The organism is Glaciimonas sp. PAMC28666, assembly GCF_016917355.1.
Classification (GTDB): domain Bacteria; phylum Pseudomonadota; class Gammaproteobacteria; order Burkholderiales; family Burkholderiaceae_D; genus Glaciimonas.
Genome location: NZ_CP070304.1, coordinates 2,188,436 through 2,205,446, shown reverse-complemented (window position 1 = coordinate 2,205,446; position 17,011 = coordinate 2,188,436). Strand labels below are relative to the sequence as shown.

The 17,011-nt window shown below is 50.7% G+C and carries 18 protein-coding genes; 11 read left to right on the top strand and 7 right to left on the bottom strand.

All coding sequences use genetic code 11. From position 1 onward, the window contains the following. Nucleotides 1–177 precede the first annotated feature (177 nt). A complete protein-coding gene (locus JQN73_RS09370; protein WP_205322783.1) occupies nt 178–579 on the top strand; it encodes a DUF4148 domain-containing protein in 402 nt (133 codons plus the stop codon). 313 nt (nt 580–892) lie between these two features. Beyond that, nucleotides 893–2,254, top strand: a complete 1,362-nt coding sequence (gorA, locus tag JQN73_RS09365; RefSeq protein WP_205322782.1) for a glutathione-disulfide reductase — start codon at nt 893–895, stop codon at nt 2,252–2,254. A 122-nt stretch (nt 2,255–2,376) separates the two neighbouring features. Here gorA and JQN73_RS09360 read toward each other — a convergent pair whose 3' ends face one another. Next, nucleotides 2,377–2,895, bottom strand: a complete 519-nt coding sequence (locus tag JQN73_RS09360) for a hypothetical protein (RefSeq protein ID WP_205322781.1) — start codon at nt 2,893–2,895, stop codon at nt 2,377–2,379. A 354-nt stretch (nt 2,896–3,249) separates the two neighbouring features. Further along, the gene (locus JQN73_RS09355) at nt 3,250–4,332 is read right to left on the bottom strand and encodes a calcium:proton antiporter (protein WP_205322780.1); all 1,083 of its coding nucleotides are present in this window, start codon (nt 4,330–4,332) and stop codon (nt 3,250–3,252) included. Nucleotides 4,333–5,261: 929 nt separating this feature from the next. Between JQN73_RS09355 and JQN73_RS09350 the strand changes: the two genes are divergently transcribed. Further along, nucleotides 5,262–6,761, top strand: coding sequence for a DHA2 family efflux MFS transporter permease subunit (locus JQN73_RS09350; protein WP_205322779.1), 1,500 nt, complete (start codon nt 5,262–5,264; stop codon nt 6,759–6,761). Between the two features lie 64 nt (nt 6,762–6,825). Here JQN73_RS09350 and JQN73_RS09345 read toward each other — a convergent pair whose 3' ends face one another. Beyond that, nucleotides 6,826–8,382: an EAL domain-containing protein gene (locus tag JQN73_RS09345; RefSeq protein ID WP_205322778.1), complete on the bottom strand. Its 1,557-nt coding sequence runs from the start codon at nt 8,380–8,382 to the stop codon at nt 6,826–6,828. Between the two features lie 319 nt (nt 8,383–8,701). Here JQN73_RS09345 and JQN73_RS09340 point away from each other — a divergent pair, with 319 nt between their 5' ends. The 5 genes from JQN73_RS09340 (at nt 8,702) to JQN73_RS09320 (ending at nt 12,939) form a co-directional block, all read left to right on the top strand. Beyond that, on the top strand, nt 8,702–9,232 hold the full coding sequence (locus JQN73_RS09340) for a hypothetical protein (protein ID WP_205322777.1): 531 nt from the start codon (nt 8,702–8,704) through the stop codon (nt 9,230–9,232). 333 nt (nt 9,233–9,565) lie between these two features. Continuing rightward, the gene (locus tag JQN73_RS09335; protein ID WP_205322776.1) at nt 9,566–9,844 is read left to right on the top strand and encodes a DnaJ domain-containing protein; all 279 of its coding nucleotides are present in this window, start codon (nt 9,566–9,568) and stop codon (nt 9,842–9,844) included. Continuing rightward, complete coding sequence (locus JQN73_RS09330) at nt 9,841–10,380, top strand: hypothetical protein (protein WP_205322775.1); 540 nt, start codon at nt 9,841–9,843, stop codon at nt 10,378–10,380. Before JQN73_RS09335 ends, JQN73_RS09330 begins: the two co-directional genes overlap by 4 nt. A gap of 351 nt (nt 10,381–10,731) precedes the next feature. After that, complete coding sequence (locus JQN73_RS09325; protein ID WP_205322774.1) at nt 10,732–11,448, top strand: hypothetical protein; 717 nt, start codon at nt 10,732–10,734, stop codon at nt 11,446–11,448. Nucleotides 11,449–11,697: 249 nt separating this feature from the next. Continuing rightward, complete coding sequence (locus JQN73_RS09320; protein ID WP_205322773.1) at nt 11,698–12,939, top strand: hypothetical protein; 1,242 nt, start codon at nt 11,698–11,700, stop codon at nt 12,937–12,939. Nucleotides 12,940–13,037: 98 nt separating this feature from the next. On the opposite strand, the gene JQN73_RS09315 is transcribed toward JQN73_RS09320, so the two are convergent. Beyond that, nucleotides 13,038–13,364: a 2Fe-2S iron-sulfur cluster-binding protein gene (locus JQN73_RS09315; protein WP_205322772.1), complete on the bottom strand. Its 327-nt coding sequence runs from the start codon at nt 13,362–13,364 to the stop codon at nt 13,038–13,040. Nucleotides 13,365–13,819: 455 nt separating this feature from the next. Between JQN73_RS09315 and JQN73_RS09310 the strand changes: the two genes are divergently transcribed. Then, entirely contained in the window at nt 13,820–14,224 is a 405-nt protein-coding gene (locus JQN73_RS09310) for a hypothetical protein (RefSeq protein WP_205322771.1), read from the top strand. Between the two features lie 62 nt (nt 14,225–14,286). On the opposite strand, the gene JQN73_RS09305 is transcribed toward JQN73_RS09310, so the two are convergent. The 3 genes from JQN73_RS09305 to JQN73_RS09295 all read right to left on the bottom strand — a co-directional run bounded on the left by JQN73_RS09305 (nt 14,287) and on the right by JQN73_RS09295 (nt 15,526). Then, nucleotides 14,287–14,589: a SlyX family protein gene (locus tag JQN73_RS09305; RefSeq protein WP_370551336.1), complete on the bottom strand. Its 303-nt coding sequence runs from the start codon at nt 14,587–14,589 to the stop codon at nt 14,287–14,289. Between the two features lie 56 nt (nt 14,590–14,645). Then, entirely contained in the window at nt 14,646–15,185 is a 540-nt protein-coding gene (locus JQN73_RS09300) for an ankyrin repeat domain-containing protein (protein WP_205322770.1), read from the bottom strand. A gap of 137 nt (nt 15,186–15,322) precedes the next feature. Further along, the gene (locus tag JQN73_RS09295) at nt 15,323–15,526 is read right to left on the bottom strand and encodes a hypothetical protein (protein WP_205322769.1); all 204 of its coding nucleotides are present in this window, start codon (nt 15,524–15,526) and stop codon (nt 15,323–15,325) included. 223 nt (nt 15,527–15,749) lie between these two features. On the opposite strand from JQN73_RS09295, the gene JQN73_RS09290 reads away from it, so the two are divergent. Both JQN73_RS09290 and JQN73_RS09285 read left to right on the top strand, forming a co-directional pair. Then, on the top strand, nt 15,750–16,616 hold the full coding sequence (locus JQN73_RS09290; protein WP_205322768.1) for a pirin family protein: 867 nt from the start codon (nt 15,750–15,752) through the stop codon (nt 16,614–16,616). A gap of 92 nt (nt 16,617–16,708) precedes the next feature. After that, complete coding sequence (locus tag JQN73_RS09285; RefSeq protein ID WP_370551335.1) at nt 16,709–16,963, top strand: oxidoreductase-like domain-containing protein; 255 nt, start codon at nt 16,709–16,711, stop codon at nt 16,961–16,963. Nucleotides 16,964–17,011 lie beyond the last annotated feature (48 nt).

The window sequence follows — 17,011 nt, the reverse complement described above, 5'->3', positions numbered from 1 at the left end:
CGAATTTAACCGCTCTCAACGCTCTCAATAAGAGCAACTGATTTTAACGAATTGACCTTGATTTATCCCACCGGGCAATTTTGCCTGACGGGCGTTGCTCCGACATTGTCTTTAATAATTGCTCTATTGGTTATCGATAAAGCTCCAATGCTCTTGCGCTATTACTGAAAGAAAAAAATGAACATCCAAAAATTTGCTCTTACTGCAGCCTTTGTTGCAACTACTGCCGCTATTGCGGGTTCTGCCTTTGCTGACGCTCGCTATCCGGTTGATGCGCCTTTTGTCTCCACCAAGACTCGCGCAGAAGTCGTGGCGGAACTGACCCAGGCCGGTGACGAGGGGCGTTTGAACTATAGCCATACACTTTATCCAAACACCCCAGCGGTGGCCTCTACCAAAACCCGCGCCGAAGTGATTGCGGAATTGACGCAAGCGGGCGATCAGGGGCGTCTAAACTATAGCCACGCATCATATCCTGTGACATCAGAAGTTGCCTCGACCAAAACCCGTGCGCAAGTGCGCGCTGAATTGGCGGCTGCCAATGTCGATACGGACCAACAATTGACCGGTAGTAATTAAAAGCATCAACCTGAACAAAACCTCGACCTTATGCGTCGACCTAAAGCATCAACCGCTGGCTGAGCGGATGGCCTCAAAAGCCAATTGCGTTGGCGCTACTGGATTGATGATATTAATACGATAAAACGAGGCTGGGTGCGATCTACGCTCCCGGCCTCGTTTCCCGTTCAGATTAACGCTCATCCGGGGCCATTTTTTCAGTTAACAAACACTATTTAAACCGGGTAAGATCATTCTTTGCGGTCGCTTTGCGCATATGGGCCGGAGCGAAACCAGAATAACCACCAGCCGAAAATGGCTAGGGAGAAGCAATATGTCTTTCGATTTTGACCTTTTCGTCATTGGCGCAGGTTCCGGCGGGGTACGCGCGGCACGCTTTGCCGCCGGCTTTGGTGCGCGGGTTGCGGTAGCGGAGAGCCGCTATCTCGGCGGAACTTGTGTCAATGTCGGCTGCGTTCCGAAAAAACTGTTGGTTTACAGCGCGCATTTCAGTGAAGATTTCGACCAGGCAAGCGGTTTTGGCTGGACCACCGAAAAGCCGAAATTCGATTGGGCCACGCTTATTACCAATAAAGATCGTGAAATTCATCGCCTCAATGAGGTGTATCGATCATTATTAGCTAACAGCGGCGTCACCCTGATGGAAGGTCATGCACGTCTGATCGATCCACATACCGTAGAAATCAACGGGCAACAATTCCGCGCCGCCAACATCCTGGTCGCCACTGGCGGCTGGCCACATGTGCCAGAGATACCGGGCAAAGAGCTGGCGATCACTTCAAACGAAGCCTTTTTCCTTAAAGAATTGCCCCGTCGCGTGCTAGTGGTCGGGGGCGGATATATCGCTGTGGAGTTTGCATCCATCTTTCACGGAGTCGGCGCAGAAACTACCCTTGTGTACCGCGGGGAAAAAATATTGCGCGGCTTTGACGAAAGCGTACGGCAACACCTGCACGAAGAGCTGACCAAAAAAGGGCTGACGCTCGAGTACAACGCGGATATTGCGCGCATCGATAAACAGGCGGACGGCAGTCTTCAGGTAACCCTAAAAGATGGCCGGAAAATAGCAACGGATTGCGTATTTTATGCGACAGGACGCCGGCCGATGCTGGATAACCTCGGCCTTGAAAATACCGCGGTGTCCCTGGATGAAAAAGGTTTTATTAAAGTCGATGACGAATACCGTACAACAGAACCATCGATTCTGGCCTTGGGGGATGTGATTGGCCGCGTACAGCTAACCCCGGTGGCATTAGCCGAAGGTATGGCTGTCGCGCGGCGCTTGTTCCGCCCGGAAGAATATCGCCCGGTCGACTACAAAATGATTCCAACGGCCGTTTTCAGTCTGCCCAACATCGGCACGGTGGGATTAAGCGAGGAAGAGGCGCGCAATGCGGGCCATCATGTCGCCATCTTCGAAAGCCGGTTTCGCCCGATGAAACTAAGCTTCAGTGCGTCGGAAGAAAAAACGCTGATGAAATTGATTGTCGACATCGAAACCGACAAAGTTCTCGGCTGCCATATGGTCGGCCCCGAAGCCGGTGAAATCATTCAGGGAATTGCGGTTGCGCTGAAAGCTGGCGCAACCAAACGCATCTTTGACGATACCATCGGCATTCATCCGACATCGGCGGAGGAGTTTGTCACCTTGCGGACGCCATTGCCGGAAAAATAGTCAAATCGCTTAATTGATTGACGATAACGGCAGAGAAAATAAAAAAAGAGACCTGTTCGGGTCTCTTTTTACGTTAGCGTCGTGTTATTGATGCTGCGATGATGGTGCTGCAGCCACCGCCATTAAAAATGCAGTTTAATCACCGCATCAAATGCTTCTTCTGCCGACTGTCCCAATTTCATCAGGTCAGTGATTTCGATTGAATACTCGCCAATAGTTGGTGGCAGGAGGTCGCGATGGGCTTTGAAATAATCGTATTTTTGAGAATCGATGATGTCCTGAATCTTCACGGTCGGTGCACGCGTGCCGCCGACGCTTCGCGTGCGGGTCGCCGCTACTGCCGTTGTACGCGTACCAACACCGGCAATCGCCGCTTTAATTTGATCAAGCGTGTAGACCATGCTGCCATTGCTGCCGACGAATTCTTCACCAACCGGATGCAATAGATGATTGGTGCTGTTAAACGCCATTTTCTTATCTGAACTATTAATAACCTGATAATACGGTCGTTGACCCGTACCAGTTAGTCCGAACTGTACGCGATCGCCATAGGCAACCATTTGTCCTGCAACATCGTTAAGGTAGTCAACTGACAGAGTGTTAATCGTGCCGTCCCAGCGTTTGCTTCTAGTCGTCTTCAAAATACAATATTTCCAATAATGATGGCTAAACCGACACGGCAAACCTGAGGCAAGTAATTTTGCCTCAAATTCGGCGTTATCGGTGCCGGGTGAAATCAAGTCAGCAACTTAAGTAATACCGACATTATCCTCCGACACGATTTATTTCGAGCACACTACTGAAAAATATTTTTTTACACTGCGCATATTTGTCGTTAAGCGTATGCAAAGCCAGGCTTGCATCGGATTCGGCAAGATTTATTGGGGAGGGCAGAAAAATCAACCAAAATCAGGGATCTGGCCTCAGAAATGCAACGAGTTGCAATGCTATTCCACTCATTCCCCTTATTACGCTCAGGAATTACGCGCGGTGACCTATGGAACAATCGTGGTGAACAAATATACGGCGAAAATCACCAGATGAATCGTGCCTTGCATGACGGTTGTGCGTCCGGTCCCTAACGATAACGTAGCAACAATAAAAGACAGCAACAACAATACAGTGGACTTTATGTCAAGTCCAAGCGATAACGACCACCCCGTCGTGAGCGATACAATGGCAACCGCCGGAATGGTCAGTCCGATGCTAGCCAACGCCGATCCCAGTGCCAGATTAAGACTGGTTTGCAAGCGATTGGCGCGCGCTGCACGCACCGCAGCGAGACCTTCCGGCAGCAACACCACGGCAGCAATGATAATGCCGACCAGTGTTTTTGGTGCCCCAGCACTGGCGACGGCCAGCTCCAGCGAAGGTGCCAGCGATTTTGCCAACAAAACGACCGCTCCCAGGCAAACCAGCAGCAGACCACCACTGATCCATGCCGCCTTGTCGGACGGCGGCGCGGCGTGCACTTCCTCGTCGTTGGTCGATTCGTCGGGCAGAAAATAATCACGATGGCGCACCGTCTGCACCAGCACGAAGGTGCCATACAGCACCAAAGAAATGATGGCGATAAAGGCAAGTTGACTGGAGCTGTAAAACGGCCCGACCGCGCTGGACGTGTAATTAGGCAGGACCAACGTCAGAACCGCAATCGCCGCCAGCGTCGCAAGTGAAGCGCTGACGCCCAGCAATCCAAATGTCTGTTCCTTGTGGCGACTGGCGCCCGCCAGCAAACAGATACCCACAATGCCGTTCAGAATAATCATGATGGCAGCAAATACCGTGTCGCGTGCCAAACCCATCGTTTCCTCTCCACCGGCCAACATCAGCGAAACGATCAATGCGACCTCAATCAGCGTCACGGCCAGGGCCAACACTAACGTGCCGTAAGGCTCACCGACCCGATGCGCGACGACCTCGGCGTGATAGACGGCAGCAAGCACGCCACCGAGCAGACCGACCACCAGCAGGAAGGTATAGAAAAGACCCAGATCAAACCGGGTGCCGATTAGCAATAACCAGGCGGCAATCGGCGCAACGATGGTCCAGACGGGAAGCGAGGGAAATTTTTTCATGTTTCTGATTGGACACGAATCGAGGATTTTTGGCAAGCGGCTGCCAGGTTTTCCACGAAAAGGTCCACGTTTAGGGGCGATCACTTGGCCCACTTTCGCCCTGGCGCATCAGTTACGCACAAGTCGAACACTAGACTTTTACTTAAATCGCACGCTACGCAGCGAATTATGGCCCGGATTGCGTGTAACGTTAGCTATCGAAACGAAAAAGGGCTCGAAGCTAAGGAGCGTAATGGAGCAGCTGCGCTTGTCCATCAGAAGAGTCCCTCTGTGATTTCGATAACAGAACATGATAGGTATGCGTGTGGTTGCCAGCGCTGGTCAAAACAACCTGCGTGACATAGACACTGACAGGAATTTTGTCAATTTATGCTCTTGCTCTTATCTAGGGTTAAATAGTCATCCCGATGTCTTCAAGGCGGCATCGACGCTTTGCGAAGCCAGGGTATTACGGGATTATCGATGGCTGAGTACAAAATTCGCCTGAGCATCATGGAAGAGCTGGAGTAGGAACTACGAAATCTTTTTAATGAGCCAATATTGCCTGCCATTTCCTGCAGCGCCTTGACTGCAGGGATATTCCCGTCGTCAGGGAAGATAAGGCTGGCGTTCGGCTCATGCTGCGTGGCGACCTGCCGTCAGAAATAGTTCAGTCTTTTGTCGATCAACTCAAGGAAGTATTAGCGCAAATGAACGTGCAACACTGACGGCCTGGACTGACGCGAATGCATCTGACACCGGTTTTTCTGCGGTCCAAACCAAGCCGGTTCACGTAACGCGGAGGTGATTGATTTTGCGCAAATCCAACAAACTATCATCGGTAGTGTTCTATTCGACATTCAATCATCGTGCCGTCCCACATTATAGCCAGGCAATTTTCCGGGCGCGATGATAAGCGCCCTCTTTGTTCTCTCGCTCTAAACTTATAAATGCCAACTCGTTCCAGCACTGAAGCCTTAGAATATGAAAAAAAATCCACTCTGGCATGGCTGAGTTTTATCGGTAGCATCATCGCGGTGTTGATGAGCATCATGGACATCCAGATTACGAATGCGGCGATAGGCACGATTCAGACAGCAATGAAATTTCCGCTCGAGAAGGGTTCATGGATATCGTCATCTTATTTGATGGCTGAAATTGTCACTTTGCCGCTGTCCGGCTTACTGCTCAAAGCGCTCGGAACCAAGCGATACGCTTTTATTTTTTGTGCGTTGTTCATGCTCAGTTCGCTTCTCTGCGCCCAAGCGTGGAATTTTTCAAGTCTGATCATTTTTCGCGCATTTCAGGGTGCGGCTGGCGGTGCGCTGATGGCCTTTGCCTATAATCTGATTATCATCAAACTACCAGTCCATGAGCACACCAAAGCGAATACGTTGTTTGGCGCGACCGTTGCCTTGGCACCGACACTTGGTCCTGTGCTTGGCGGCGTAATGACAGAGGCATTTGGCTGGCAATCGCTGTTTTATATTAATCTGCCGATTGGCTTGCTTGCTCTCTGTCTAATGATGGTTGGATTGCGGGATGATATTTATCAACGTTGCGTAAAACTGCGAATAGATTTTATTGGTCTGATAACGGTTGTGGTTGGCTTGGGATGCCTTCAGTATGTGCTTGAGGAGGGCCGCAGCAAAGGATGGTTTTCATCGACACCTATCTTTATGCTCTCTATGACGGCGCTGTCTGCACTCAGCCTCTTCGTCGTCAATGAATTACGCGTGCGAGAACCGTTAGTAAATCTTTTTCTTTTAAAAAATCGCCAGTTACTGGTCAGCTGTAGCGCGAATTTACTAGCTGGAGCGGCATTATTCGGCTGCTATTTTCTAATTCCGTACTTCCTGATCACGATTCACTCCTATTCGCCGATTCAAATCAGTCACGTTATTATTTTCGGTGGTGTTGCACAATTGGTCGCACTGAGGTACATGCCGGGGATTTTAACGAACATCAATATTTATGTGCTGATCGCCACAGGCAGTTTTCTCTTCGCGCTCAGCGCTGTTACATGGAGCTTTGCGTCCACTAATTTTCACTACGAATGGATGATCGTCGCCCAAATTTTACGGGGCTTGGGCGGAACGCTGATGCTTACGCCGTTAGGCATATTGGCGACAACCTCGATACAAAAGGACGATGCCGCTTCCGCATCGATTTTGTTTAACGTGTCGCGCACCCTTGGTGGCGCGTTAGGGGTCGCAGTGCTAACCACGCTGGTTAGTACGCAGCAAACACATTATTACGCCAATTTGATGCAGCCATATCAGGGCGAACAGGATACTTTAACGGCACCATTCGCATTGCTTCTGCACCAAAGTTACCAATTTGCGTTTCGCGATACCTTTCAAATCATAGCTGTCTTACTGCTCGCAACCGGATGCACCTTTGTTCTGCTGCGCCTGCATGGGTGCGTGAATTTTCAGAAAAAACGATAGTGCGGGCGGCGGAGTACATAAAGTTTGAGTCGTCACCTTTTACAGCACCTTTTATACGTCACGCCTAACCTGATTCAGCGCTATTTTTTCGATAGAAATCGAGGAACGTCGGTGCGGGTAACGCCTTTGCAAATAGCCATCCTTGCCCGTAATCAACCTTCAGCATTAACAGATAATCTGCCTGCGCCTGCGTCTCGATTCCTTCCGCCACGATTTTCAGGTCGAGCGTTTTAGCCAGATCAATAATATGTGGCGTCACGCTGCTGGTCGGTGAGTCGGTTCCAATCGTATCGATGAACGATTTATCTATTTTTAGTGCATCCAGCGGAAAGCCTTGCAGGTATGCCAAGCTTGAATAACCTGTTCCGAAATCATCGATCGCCACCGTGTAACCCAATTTGCGGGCTTGGGTGATCGTTGCGCGCGCGGCCTTGATGTCCATAAAACCGCGTTCCGTTGCCTCCACCCAGATCTGATGCGGTTGGATTTCGGTATCTCGCAACGCTCTTCCCAAGACGGTCAGAATACGCCCTGTCTTGATGTCTTGCGCACTGAAGTTAATGGAAATGTGCAATCTGCGATCGGCGATGAGAACCTTTTCCATATCATGGACCACAGCTTCGACGACCTGATCCGTGATGGGCAAAATTAAACCGCTCTCTTCTGCCAATGGAATAAAGAGATCGGGGTACATCAAACAGCCTTTTGGCCTACGCCAACGCACCAACGCTTCGGCTCCGATACAAAGGCCGCTTTTGAGTTCCATTATCGGCTGATAGTGAACCACGAACTCGCGTCGTTCAATGCCGATTTTGAGTTCGCCCAGTGGCGACAGTCTTTTACGCGAAAATAGGATGACAGCAGCAACAATCAGGCAGGCGGTGAGGAATCCAAATGGCAGCAGGACCATTTGTTCGCGCCGCAATTGGGCGGCTATATTGCTGCGCGGCTCAATGGCAATGGCAACTAGCCCCGGAGTCCGAAGCACCGCAAAAATATCCCCTCCTTTCTGTACACCTTTACCAGTACGTGCAATCGAATCAACCATCTTCTTATCTGGATTGTGCAACGTCCCGAGCAATTTTCCTGAAGAGGTCAAAACGGCTAAATTGACATCCGGCTCGATCATGATGTCGGCAAATCGACCAGGGGCAATCAGCACCATGTGCGACTTGTAAAACAGGCTGGTCATGTTGCTGTCACCGCCGAATTCGGGGGCGACACCCACGCTCGCCTGAATGCCGTCCGGGAACGTAAAATCTACGGGGTATTTCTTAATAGGGTTAGGATTAGGGCCACCTGCGGTGCATTTCAAAAAACCGTCTTCTATGTAACCGATATCTTCGATGGTCTGCGTTGTGACAGTAATGAGACGCATTAGCTTGATGTGCTCGTCCGAACAGGGCTTGACAGTTAAATGCTCAAATTTATGCAAGGCCCCGGCGGCCCCGGCAAATGTGATGACTGAGCGTTCAAGTGCGCGTTGGGTCAGAATTTCGAGGTGTGCTTTTTCCGCATCAACCGCGAGGGTCCAGGACAGGAAAAAGGTTAATGCAAGCGGACCGACTACACCGACTAATGCCAGTAGCGTCGCGACGATCACGACTTGGATACGGTTCAAATCGCGCTCCTGCCTGCGTTATGATACATCGCGATAACGGCAGTGCTCATGTCCGCCGAATCGGGGCTTTTAATTGTAATGCTTAGAGGATACATGACAACTAGCCCTTATAATGCCGTAGCGCAACTAATTTAAAATATAATATGGTTCTGCCCTTATTGATACGTAGCGATTTTGCTTTTCCATTAAGAAAGCGTATTGCCGACGAATCGCGGAAGGGTTTGTCACCTATTTACTATCGACACGTCAGCCGTCGTTGTGTGGTAACCCGCAATTTCGACTAGTATACGGTCCCAAGCCTAGCTGCGAGCCATACTGTATGACTGATTTGCCAATTTCTTCCCGGAATATAACCGAAGAACCGGACCACGACGCCGAAAATAACCACGACCCCGTCATTCAGGAGCCGCGTTTGTGGCGCGACGTCGGCTGGACCGCGCGCGTTGTCAAAAATGTGGACGACGAGGGATGGGCTGTTGAAATGATTAAAGACGGTGAGCCAGAACCAGCGCTGGTCGGACCGTGGACCATGGGGCGTGACAAGAAGAATCCCAAACCCCTGGATACCAACGCATTTAATACGCTGGTAAAGACCGCTTCGGAAGTTTTGCGGCGGCATGAACAACAATTACACGCCTTACTGCATAAAGAGATCAGCGTGGCTACAGCTTCTGCGGCGGTGAATGTCACCCTTGACGTGATTCCCGATGATGACTTTCCCTACGCCCTGCTGACCGCGTGTGATGAAGACGGTACGCAGTTGGCACAGGTGCAGGTGAGGGCAAACTTCACGCTGAATAAATCCAGTGCGACGGCTTGGGTAGAGGCTGACTTCCGTAAGCCGAATTAACAAAAATGATCTTTAGGGCCGTTGATAGCTGTAATTAAGTTTATCTCCTGACCCGATCGATCCTTGTCTCTTCCTTGCTCTTGCCTTGCTTTTGCCTTGCCTCTACCTTGCTTTAGCCTTGCTGGATGGGTAGCACGCCATCATATATTCAAAAGTTGCTACCTTGACCATCGACTTTACAACTTGGTTTGAGTACACTAATAGACTGCCCGCGAAAAAATAAATGCAATTTAAGCAACTTATCTCCAAAGGTAATCCGCGTAGACATGCAAAGCATTAGCGCGCGATGATGCGGACGTAAAACTAATGGCTCAAATACGGGTCTAAGGATCTATGAAAGACTATTACGCCGTTCTCGGCACCGAAAGTAATGCGTCGATTAGCGCGATAAAAAATGCTTACCGCAAAAAAGCTTCAGAATTTCACCCTGATCGAAATACGTCACCCGACGCACCGGCGCAATTTCGCCAGGTGCAGGAAGCATACGACCTGTTATCAGATGAAGCCAAGCGCCGCGACTACGATGAGAACCGAAGGCGCAGTTTATTAGAAAATCCCATCGAAACGGCGCAACAAATCTGGACCACCTATATAAACAAGGTTTTGCAATGATGCTTTCCTCCTATTTTGAAGACTTGACCAAAGCCTATCAGGCTGAATTGGAAGACTTACGCTCCGACTCTGAGGGGAACGATATTCTCAAGTCGCGACTCAAAGCCAAGCGTTCGCAGTTCGCCCTGATGATGCCGATGATCGACACCGCACCAGAAATGGTCGCAGTCGCGTTTCACGGCGGCGTGAGTTTTCCTAATCCGCATGCAATGGTTCTGTTGTCCACTAATGAGCTGGAAGAATTTCCGGCGTGGGACGAGATTGCTGCCACGGTAGAGTTCTCGCCCTGGGCTGAAGAGCTGGTAGCGATTGCGTTGAAGGAAAGCGGCGGCGAAAGCTTCCTGATTACCACGGTTTGCCTTGAATATCTCTACGAAAAAAGCAACGGCAATTATCACGGTGATTATGCAAATCAAGCCGGTATCGACGAGTCGGACGACAGTGTGGACGAGGTTGAGCGCGATGAAGATCGCGACCAGGATCTTGAAACCGAAGGCGCTGACTGGCTGGCTGAGCAAGGATTTGATCGTCACTAAGGTTGAGGACTTCGTTCGGGACCTGCTGCACACCGTGAGATTGCATCTGCGGTGCGCACCCCCGAAAATTGTCTGCGCTCCCTGGCCGAGCCTTGAGGTGCCAGCTACGCAACGCCCGACTAGTTATTCGATGAGAGATGGCCGCATTGCTGTCGTATTAATGCGGTATTAATGCCGTATTTATGCCGTATTTACGCTGCATTAATGCCGCACCATAACCTGATGAACAAGACCTCTGAGGTCTGATACCAACGCTCAATTGAGTTCTATCCTGATGCGGTAGAGCAAGTAATCCCGCAATCACACTTGCTGCCATTGCTCCTATTTTTGTGTCCTTTTACAAAGAAAACCATGACAAACGCGCTTATCGTTAAAGCAGCCAATCTGATCCGCGAAGGCGATATTGCGGGTGCCGAATTTGCACTGGTTAGTTTGGCTGAGACTGAAGGCGATTACGCCCTGGTCGCTGTGCTGGAGGAAATGCCGCCGAAAGATTTACTTGCCGTCATCCGCGAGTACGATACTTCAAAGGAATCGGTGGTGAATTTGCTGGTAACCCCGGAGCAATTTGCGCGCGCGGTGGTTATCGAAAAACTGTACGCCGATCATACCCACGTTCGTCTGCGCGGCATGATGAATTCCGTGCTGTTCCGCGACGATACGAAAACCAGCGATTTTATCGAAGCAATCGCAGAGCACGAAGGCGGCTACGAAGCGTTTATCGATTACCTGTCGGATCGCGACGACGAAGTCACCCACTTTGCTGCGTTTGACACGTTTAACGTCAATTTTAACGAAGACCGTGACGCCGTTGAAAAATCCGAAGTAGCGGATCGCGACTGGAAAGAACTGACCTGGTTGCTTAAGCATGAGCACGAAGACATTTTTGAACAGGTATGGCCGACGCTCAAGAAACGTAGCATCGAGCGCAAGCGGCGCGAAGCCGAATTAGAGCGTCTCGAACAACTCGAAGCCGCTCTGGAATACGAAGAAGACGCGCCGGTGCCGGTCAAAAAGCCGGTCAAACCACCCATCGCGATCGATCCTTCCGAAGAGTCAGCGCTTTAACGGTGGTGTGGTACGTTGTGATGCCTGCGTTCGCGGTCTTTCAACGCCCCCCCCTTTCGCACTGATTAACTTCAACAACTAAAACGCTTCCGCGCACAAGAAGAATGGGATTTATTTCTTGGTTGCTGCTCGTTATTGCGCTGAACCGGTCCCGGATTGTCTGGCAGACCCTACAGTTATTCGGTAGCGAATAGTCGTCGATCCTTTAGCTTTCTCATTCGCTCGTCACCAACTTATAAATGTCTCGCTATGACCGATCATAATCGTATTATCGCCACCGTCGATAAGCGCCCTTTTTTTGAAAAAGCGCTGAGTTACGGCGTGCAAAAAGACATCATCGATCAGGAGAAATGTCGCACGATCATTGCCGACGGGGCGAAAGGTTCAGTGCAGATAGCCGATTTCTTCGGCTCTAGCCATCTCCATACCGACCTCGACAATGCCCGAAAAAGGATGGTCAATCTGATTAGCCTGTTTCTTGAAGACGCCTGCAACGGCGACCTCGAACCAGCGGCCATATCATTACGCGACAACACATTCCTGTCACATTCACGAGGTGGCAACGAAATGCTGAAGGCGTTGCATGCATTGCCTGACTGCGCGGTGTTTGGCGACGTAAAAAGTCAGGATGTAAAAAGCTTCCAGGATGAGCGAACCTTGGTCAAGCCTTATACATTAGTTGCCTATCGCAAGGAGCGCCAAACCCGCGAAGAAGACGCCAATACTCTGGCAGCGGCCACCTGGTTTGCCAAAAGTATGGCGCTGCCGCGTTCGGCACTGGAATTTACCAGTGCCGAAACGGTGATACGCAGTGCACTGTTGGTACGCGCCGCCGGGGCAGACAGTTTCCCTAACCGAAATGCTTTTGCGACCTTATTGAGCACAATCCGCGCACAGGCCGCTTCCATCGGCAAGCTGAAAATAGCCAAAAAACTCCTCGATGATATACCGGAAGAGTTTATTAAAATTAGCGATAAAGTGCGTAGAGAGATCGAAAAACACGACGCGCCGCTGATTGCCAACAGCGCTATTGCACTCGACGAATTACGTAACACCGTCGAATTGCGTTACTTCGTGCGCGAAAGCGGGATGGACGATGTCGAGGAATTCGATACCTTAATGTCGGAGGAATGGCGCCGGGTCACAGGCGGAAAAGAAGATCCCTTTTCACGTCTTACCGCTTTTTTGTGTATCGCTGCCGAAATTAAGCCTAAAACGATCATTTCAGAAGCGGAAGCAAAATCGATCACGCGCAAGGTACGCCAGCATGGTTTTAATAGCGCAGCAGTGGCCGATTTCATTTCGTCCGCGGCACCATTTGAGATGAAAGAAAATCTGTTATCACTTTGGGAAGAGGAGTTTTTGCCGGAAGCCACCGCGTATCTACTCGATCTCGACGACATCAAATATCTCAGCGCACTAAAATTTCTGAAAGAGAATTGCAACGTCAAGCTGAAGTCAGCGAGCCTGGACAGGAAAAAAGCTGCTTAAAAATCGCCGCCGAGGCCGAGAGACGCTTGCATGGCCGCCGCCTGGCACTTGATCAGCGCGTCGGCGTGGCTTGAACGCCCTGGCACAGAGCTGCCACATCATTTCAACGTCATCGCCAGCGGCACCTCTAGCACCAGATTCGATTCTGCATGGGCCACGCACGGGAGAATGTAGCCGTCGAATTTTTCGTCTGCGCTTAAACCAGGCCATTCGATATCATATCGAATTCGACCGCTCGCCATGCGACAAAGACAGGTGCGACACGTCCCGTTTCTGCATGAGCTGGGGAAGATAATGCCACTCGTTCGGGCGGCCTCCAGCAATGTGATGTCTCTGGTCGATTCAAACGCGAAGCCTTTGGGCTCGACCCTGATCGCAAATGGTTCGCCCAGCGATAGTGCGGGCTGCTTACCGGGCTGACGCATAGGCTTTCAACCGATTCTAAAAATTTTTTGATTCTTTGCCACAGACTCAGCCACCGAACCCTCGCATTCTAATTCGGACCGCCGATGGGCATTTGGTACCACATATCGTTAAGGCTATTTTTTTGATAGTTGCTATACGACAAATAAGTCGAGCCGACTATCATGAAGGTGACGATGCAGCGGAGTAAAGTGACTCTCATATTGGTCCACTTTCTTCATAACAAGGTGTCTCTACAATACACCTTTTTATGCAGAGGTATAGCCGTTCATCCTGTAACTTCTCCTATCTCGTCTGGGACATCCTCGTAGCGTCTGTTTTTTGAGAAATCAGTCCCGAATTTCCTGTCCTGGCGGCGTTTTTCCATTAAAGTAGCGTTCTTCAAACTAGGTGAATTCCTTAAGTATCTGGGATTTGATTAACGGTAAAACGCAACAAAATGCAGCAAGGTGCAACAATGCAAGATTCAGACGGTGAGCCGATTGACCTTCATGCCAAACGACCATGGATCGTATTAAACACGACCTATGACATTGAGGCATGGATAGACAGCTACAATCGCGATCTGCAATACGCTGTAAAAAAATCTAACGCCACCGGCTACGGCATCTGCTTTTTTCTGGAATTGGGCGGTGAGATATTCTTGCACACCACGCAAGAAGGTGATGTGGTGCTGGACGTCACGCCCGATGCTGAGTGGGTTTCCCCTTTGATCACCGCAGCAACGCAGGTGCAGTCGCCAGGCTCACAAATATGGTATTTACCAGGTGACACGCTGACCCAGCTGATACTTGGTCTGAGTAACATGATTGCAGCGACCCGGATTGTTATGGATCATCCGTTCAAAGTCCCCAAATATTAATACCGGGGCATCAGCGTTAAGCCGGTTACACCCAACATAGGCCAGTCCGGCCTGATCCGATTTCAATAATGCGGCGGCCGTTCGTGCGCCGCCTGGCTCTGATCGCCACTCTCTCGCGCGTCCTTGATTAAGCGTGCCAAGGCAGCACAGAGCGTTTCAAGTTGATCAATTTTTTGTTGCTGGCGATAGACTAGCTTATTTAACTCGTCCATCAGATCTTCCTGATGCGCGACTTTTATTTCAATGGCGATGAAGCGCTCTTCCTGCGCTGTTTGGGTTATCTCAAGTGTCATCTCTACTGTTTTCTCTACTGTTTTCTCTACTGTTTTCTCTACTGTTTTCTCTGCGGTTTTCTCTAAATTCACGGGGCAACCTCATCAACATGAGGGCAGGCCAGAGTGTAACGCACCTCAGCGCGCAATTATAAATCCGAGATTTTTTCCAATTGTGCCAATGTATCGGGCGCGCCCATCCTTTTTGCCGCCGCTAGCGGCGTCAGGCCACTTGCATCCCTGGCATCGGGTCTCGCGCCATGCGCTATTAAAAAATCGACGAGCTCCGTACGATTGAACATGGCAGCCATCATTAAGGCGGTCTTGCCATCCGGTGACGCGCCTTCCACATCTGCACCGTTCGCCAATAAAAGCTGGATCATCGGCAAGTCACCCTTGAATGCGGCACCGGCAATCGGGGTCTGACCGTTGTTATTTCGGAGTTCAGGGTCGGCTTTATGCGCTAACAACACGCGCACCGCTTCGATATGGCCGTGATAACTGGCTAACATCAATAAGCTATCGCCTTTGTGATTGCGCAGGTTTGGCGGTAACCCCTGCGCCAATAGGGTGCCAAGTCTGGCAGCATCGCCGCCGCGGGCAAGTTCAAACATTTCGTGCGCAAAATTGAGCGTATCGTCGTCTAACCTGGCATCTGTAGAAGATGCACTCGTGAATCGTTCGTCCATCTGAGACTCCAGTCGCACCGCGCCTGCTGCGCATAACAGTGAATGATGTGTCCTAGAAGGTGCGCAACCCTGCGGTCGCTACACCTGCTATGGAAATAAGCCGCGAAGCTTATTCACTCAATTTTGATCAATTAGTATTAATCACTCAATGCCGCTTTTGCGGCCTCTTCCGGCGTTAAACCATCATAAAACTGATCGGTGAACCATTCCACTTCTTCTTCGATGTGGTCCTGTGCCTGCGCAATGGTTGCCCCTCCTGCGACCAGAAATCCTTCTACTTCGATGCACCAATTAATTAACGCCAACGTTTCTGGATCCAGTTCAATCTTTTTTGCCATCATGGCTCCTTTTTAATAACAACACCTGCGATGCCTCGAATAATGGCGCTGCTGATGGTCTGATCAATGCAGCCGCCGTAGGGCGAGCGCCGCTCGCGTCGTGCGCCTGACTGCGTTCACCTCATAGAACGGTAAGTATGGATTATCCCATCTAGTCACTTTTCTTGCGTCCTTGTATCATCATACTTATACAAGAATATGATGTAGTACTGAAAGGAAAAATTCAATGAAAACGATTCTCGGTGTCCTGAGCGCTCCACGGCAGCATTGGGTAGGCGATGGCTTCCCGGTCCGCTCGCTATTCTCGTTCGATACGCTCGACGGTCATCTCAACCCGTTTCTATTACTAGATTACGCCGGACCTGCAGAATTTGCGCCGACCGAACATCAGCGCGGCGTCGGCCAGCATCCACACCGTGGGTTCGAAACGGTGACAATTGTGTATGACGGCGAGGTCGCACATCGCGATTCCACCGGCAACGGCGGCGTTATCGGCCCTGGTGACGTGCAATGGATGACAGCGGCGGCGGGTATTCTGCATGAGGAATTCCACGCTCCTGCCTATAGCAAAAAGGGCGGCCCGTTTGAGATGGTGCAACTATGGATCAATCTTCCCGCCAAGGACAAAATGGCTCCGCCCGGGTATCAAGGAATCGTCAACAAGGATATACCTGTTGTTAATTTAGCCGATGAGGCCGGTACGATACGCGTGATTGCCGGGAGTTTCGGTGGCGAGCAAGGACCAGCGCATACCTTTACACCAATTAACGTGTGGGACACTCGCCTGAAACAGGGTGCCACCGTTACATTGCCGATACCGACTGGACACGTCGCGGCAGTCGTCGTCTTACACGGCACAATATTGGTCAATGGCCTGGAAGTCGCGCGTGGGGCGCAAGTCGTGTTACTTGATCGAGACGGTGAGACAGTCCTGCTCGAGGCGAACAGCGACGCCACGCTGTTGGTGCTAAGTGGCGCACCACTGGATGAGCCGGTATTCGCTCACGGGCCCTTTGTCATGAACACGCGCGAAGAAATAGTCACGGCGATGCAGGATTTTAATAGCGGACGGTTCGGTGCTATTGCGCCGTAACTATCCTGAGCAATGACGCCGGGCAACTGCCCCGGCAAGCGCGACTTGATCGGAAATACGGTATCCTAAACCCGTATTTCCGATCACAATTAATGCTGACTACCATGCCGACCAAACCACGTGAAGGCGCGCCAACCAACGATGCAGCACCCACGCCGCCAGTACAACCCGATCTGGATGACTGCTGCGCGAGCGGCTGTAACCCGTGTATTTTTGATCTCTACGAGGAAGAGTTAGACCGTTATCGGGCCCGCTTGCAGCTTTGGGAAGCGAACAATGCGGTGATCGCTATTGAAAAGGATATAAGAAAAATCGTAAAATCGCCCAAGGCCAGTTCAAAACAATAGCACCAGGCACCCCTGGTCACGAATATTCTACCTACCAAGAGGAATGTG

Coding starts and splice junctions, on each gene's coding strand:
- JQN73_RS09370 (WP_205322783.1), top strand. CDS start 178: ATGAACATCCAAAAATTTGCTCTTACTGCAGCCTTTGTTGCAACTACT.
- gorA (WP_205322782.1), top strand. CDS start 893: ATGTCTTTCGATTTTGACCTTTTCGTCATTGGCGCAGGTTCCGGCGGG.
- JQN73_RS09355 (WP_205322780.1), bottom strand. CDS start 4,332: ATGAAAAAATTTCCCTCGCTTCCCGTCTGGACCATCGTTGCGCCGATT.
- JQN73_RS09350 (WP_205322779.1), top strand. CDS start 5,262: ATGCCAACTCGTTCCAGCACTGAAGCCTTAGAATATGAAAAAAAATCC.
- JQN73_RS09340 (WP_205322777.1), top strand. CDS start 8,702: ATGACTGATTTGCCAATTTCTTCCCGGAATATAACCGAAGAACCGGAC.
- JQN73_RS09335 (WP_205322776.1), top strand. CDS start 9,566: ATGAAAGACTATTACGCCGTTCTCGGCACCGAAAGTAATGCGTCGATT.
- JQN73_RS09330 (WP_205322775.1), top strand. CDS start 9,841: ATGATGCTTTCCTCCTATTTTGAAGACTTGACCAAAGCCTATCAGGCT.
- JQN73_RS09325 (WP_205322774.1), top strand. CDS start 10,732: ATGACAAACGCGCTTATCGTTAAAGCAGCCAATCTGATCCGCGAAGGC.
- JQN73_RS09320 (WP_205322773.1), top strand. CDS start 11,698: ATGACCGATCATAATCGTATTATCGCCACCGTCGATAAGCGCCCTTTT.
- JQN73_RS09315 (WP_205322772.1), bottom strand. CDS start 13,364: ATGCGTCAGCCCGGTAAGCAGCCCGCACTATCGCTGGGCGAACCATTT.
- JQN73_RS09310 (WP_205322771.1), top strand. CDS start 13,820: ATGCAAGATTCAGACGGTGAGCCGATTGACCTTCATGCCAAACGACCA.
- JQN73_RS09300 (WP_205322770.1), bottom strand. CDS start 15,185: ATGGACGAACGATTCACGAGTGCATCTTCTACAGATGCCAGGTTAGAC.
- JQN73_RS09295 (WP_205322769.1), bottom strand. CDS start 15,526: ATGATGGCAAAAAAGATTGAACTGGATCCAGAAACGTTGGCGTTAATT.
- JQN73_RS09290 (WP_205322768.1), top strand. CDS start 15,750: ATGAAAACGATTCTCGGTGTCCTGAGCGCTCCACGGCAGCATTGGGTA.
- JQN73_RS09285 (WP_370551335.1), top strand. CDS start 16,709: ATGCTGACTACCATGCCGACCAAACCACGTGAAGGCGCGCCAACCAAC.